A 4,509-nucleotide genomic window follows, 5' to 3' on the forward strand; every position below is an offset into this window, starting at 1 on the left:
AATAGTCAGATTGAACCTGAATACGTTCAGCCGACAACCACTGACGCTGCCAGGCAGCGTAATCCGGGTATTGAATCGCCAACGGCGGCAACGGATCGGGTTGTCCGTCTATAAACGCCGTATAGAGTGTGTTCAGTTCCTGTATCAGCACATTGGCAGACCAGCCATCGGAAATGATGTGATGCAGGGTCAGCAAAAACTGATATTCATCATCGGTGATCCGGATGAGAGCAACCCGGATAAGCGGGCCGCTTTCAAGATCAAATGACGCATGGGCCTCTTCCACGCTCAGACGCTCCAGAACAACATCAACATCCGATATCCCACGCAAGTCATATTGCGATAACAGTAAGCCGCTATCTGGCTCCAACAGACGTACTTGTGGCTGGCCATCGACAGAAACAAAGACCGAACGTAACGCTTCATGACGGGCAAATAAGGTATCCAGCGCCTTCTGCCAGGCCATGATATCCAACTGTCCACATAAACGCAGCGCCATCGGGATATGATAAGTTTCACTGACGCCCTCAAGCTGCGCCAGGAACCACAGGCGCTGTTGAGCAAATGCCAACGGCAATTCCCCTTCACGGGATATCGGCACGATGGACGGCAGGAGCGTGTCCGACTGCCCCATCCGGGCCTGCATGACCTCCGCAAGTGCCTGTAACGAAGGAGATTTAAACAGGGTGGTTAATGGCAGTTCAATACCTAAAGCAGTTACCCGATTCATCACTCGCATCGCCAGTAACGAGTGACCGCCCAAGGCAAAGAAATTATCATGTCGGCTGATCTGTTCAACGTCCAAGACTTCACGCCAAATCGCCGCCAAAGCTATTTCCGTTTCCCCTTGTGGCGCTTCATAAATCTGACGGGCAAATGCCTCGCCGTCTGGTGTCGGCAGAGCCAGACGATCCAATTTACCGTTCGGCGTTAGCGGAAACGCGTCCAGACGCACAAAGGCCATTGGTACCATATAATCCGGTAAAATAGCGCTTAGGTAGGTACGAAGGCTATTCGTCAGCCCCTCATCCGCTGGTGCCACGACATAAGCAACCAGCCGTTTTTCCTGCCCTTCTCCCTGTGCCAATACCACAGATTCACTCACCGCCGGATGTTCCACCAACCGGGCCTCAATTTCCCCCGGTTCAATGCGGAAGCCACGGATTTTAACCTGCTGGTCATTACGGCTGAGGAATTCCAGATTGCCATCAGGCAGATAACGGGCCAAATCTCCGGTGCGGTACAGGCGGGCATCCGGTTGATCACTGAACGGATCAACAAGGAAACGTTCGGCGGTTAATTCAGGCCGATTAAGATAACCACAGGCTACCCCATCGCCCCCCACATAAATCTCTCCGGTCACCCCCAACGGCACCGGCTGACCATACTTATCCAACAAATAAACCCGCGTGTTGGCTACCGGTCGGCCGATAGGAATGCGGGCAGCTCCCGATGTTAATGCAGTGATACGGTATGTGGTCGTAAAAGTGGTACCTTCACTTGGTCCATAGCCATTTAATAGCCGTTGTGGCGGATTCGTGTTCAGTACCCGACCGATAACATGGGGATCAAGGGCATCTCCGCCGACAATCAGGAGCTTTATCTGTGAAAGAATCGGAAGCAACTCCGTTGCTAGCTGGTTAAACAATCCGACACTCAACCACAGAACCGTAATTCGCTGACCCCGTAGAGTCCGTACAAACGCCTGCGGCGTCAACAAAGTGGCGTGATCGATAACCACTAACGCGCCGCCATTGAGTAGTGGTGCCCAGACTTCAAACGTACTGGCATCGAACACCGGATTAGCGGCAAAGGCTACTCGATCCTCCGGCCCAATCTCTGCATAGCCATTATTAATAACCAATCGAACTACCGCACGATGCGGCACCAAAACCCCTTTAGGTGTGCCGGTAGAACCGGAAGTGTACATGATATACGCTAACTCGGTGCTGGAACGCGGTAAGTCAAGGTTGCGGCGATCTTCCTCATGGACCGTATCTACCTCATCCGAGAGACGAAGCAGCGGCACAGTCAAGTTAGCCGGAATATCCACCCGCGTATCGGTAAGCAACAACTTGGCTGAACAATCACTGATCAGCCAGTTTTTCCGCTCATCCGGCACGCTAGGATCAATCGGCACATAAACGGCACCGGCTTTGAGAATCGCTAATTGGGCTACCACCAGTTCCATCGAGCGTGCTAGCAAGAGCGCAACATAATCACCGGAATACACCCCTTGTTCAATGAGCTGGCGAGCCAACCGGTTAGCGCGGGCATTTAATTCGGCATAACTGAGTGTCTGTTCGTCATACACTAACGCTGTCGCATCAGGGGTTTTCTCCACCTGTTGCTCAAACAACTGATGAATACATAACGTTTCAGGATAGGTGGTTTCAGTGTTATTCCACATTTCCAGCAACAGTTTTCGCTCCGCTTCAGGCAAGATATTTAATGCCCGCACCGGTGTCTCAGGCTGCCGTTCAAGTGCTTCCACCAGACTTTCCAGCGCCTGCTGCATATAACCGCATATACGGTCCGGATCAAACGGCTGAACAATTTGAGCCGTCAACCCCAGAGCATCGCCAAAATCCTCCACTGACAGGGTAAACGGATAGTTAGTCCGTTCCTGTCCGCCTAAGAACTCAACGCCCTTCATTGTTTCATCCGGCGTTACCAGAGACAGGTTATGCCGGTAGTTTAATAATGCGTTAAAGAGCGGCGTACCACTAGCAACGCTACTGCAACGCTGCGCCAATGCCAGTGACGCATGTTCATGCGCTAATAATCCGGCCAGTCGGGTATGAGCGGCCTGCACACTGTCTCGTACCGGGGTCTCATCGATATCCAGTCGCAACGGCAAGGTATTAATAAACAACCCCATACTATTGTCTGCCCCTTCCCCGGCCTGCATACGCCCAAACAGCACCGTACCAAACACGACATTCTTCTGACCGCTGGTACACGCCAACACCTGCGCCCAGGCCAGATGACACAAGGCCGCCAGACTGACGCCCAGATGTCTCGCCTGATGACGCAAACGGTCATTTAATCCGGCTGGCAACATCCGGTGAACTTCCGTCACTTGCGAACCATCACGACGCACTTCCGTCAAACCAAACGCCAGGGTCGGTTCATCTACCGCCGCTAACATGTCAGTAAAGAAACGGGTATGTTCTTCCTGACTTACCCCCAACCGGACCTGCGTCACCAGATTGCGGAAAGGTGTCGGCGCAGGCAGATTATCCTCCTGGCCTGTCAGGTACGCCTGCACTTCGCGGCGCATTACCTCCATCGTTTCATGATCGCCGATCAAGTGATGATGCAATTCCAGCAACAACCAACGGCCATCGGTTTCCTGAGCGATGACAAAACGCAACAACGGCGCTTTGCTCAGGTCGAGACGATGATGACGCGGATCAAAACGCTGGGTTAACTGCTCACTGACCGAACCGTCAGTCGGATTTAATGTCAGTTCCGTCACCGACAATGGGGCCTGACGCCAGACCACCTGCGCTGGGACTGATAATCCCTGCCAGAGAAAAGCGGTACGCAGAATATCGTGCCGATCAATTATCTGTTGAACCGCCGCCAGATAACGATCCAACAGCGTCCGGTCAGCAAAAGCCATTTGCCCGGTCAACAAATAGGGATCGCCTTCATTTGCCAGCAGATGGTGGAACAAAATGCCATCCTGTAACGGCGACAAGGCGTAGATATCCTGAATATTGGCGATCCCGCCCGGTACCTGCCCGACAATGTGGTCAATATCAGCCTGAGTCAAATCAATCAGCGGCAACATCGCCGGTGTCAGCACCATAGTATCCGGTGTAATACGGTTGTCAGGCACCTGAATTTCATTATGCTGAACCAGAGACTGGGCCAAAATAGAGAGTGTCGGATGCTGGAATAACGTTTTTACCGATACACTCAGACCGATACGCCGCAATCGTTCAATCATGCGCACAGCAAGCAGCGAATGACCACCCAGCGCAAAGAAGCTATCATGCCGACTAATCTGTTCAACACCCAGTAACTCACACCAGACAGCCGCCAGCATCGTTTCTATCTTCCCTTGCGGGGCCTCATAGATCTGACGGGCAAATGCCTCCTCCCCCGGTGCCGGCAACGCTCGGCGATCCAACTTGCCATTCGGGGTCTGCGGTAAAGTATCCAGCTGCACAAAAGCAGCCGGGACCATATAGTCAGGCAAAACTGCACTCAAATGTTCACGCAAACGGGCCGCCAATCCCTCATTCGCTTCTGCCGCCACATAGGCAACCAGCCGTTTGCCCTGTTCATCCTCCCACACCAGCACTGCCGCCTCTTGTACCGCCGGGTGTTCCTCCAGCCGGGTTTCAATTTCCCCCAGCTCAATCCGGAAGCCGCGAATTTTAACCTGATGGTCGTTACGCCCCAGGAATTCCAGGCTGCCATCCGGCAAGTAGCGGGCCAAATCCCCAGTCACATACATCCGCGCGCCGGATACCGAGCTAAAAGGATCCGGTATAA

General features: G+C 53.2%; 1 protein-coding gene. It reads right to left on the bottom strand.

Features of this window, described 5'->3' with window-relative positions:
* On the bottom strand, nucleotides 1-4,509 hold a 4,509-nt coding region (locus EAE91_RS22960), incomplete at both ends, for a non-ribosomal peptide synthetase (RefSeq protein ID WP_214090476.1).

The sequence above is a fragment of the Photorhabdus noenieputensis genome (genome assembly GCF_018448935.1).
In the GTDB taxonomy this organism is placed as follows: domain Bacteria; phylum Pseudomonadota; class Gammaproteobacteria; order Enterobacterales; family Enterobacteriaceae; genus Photorhabdus; species Photorhabdus noenieputensis.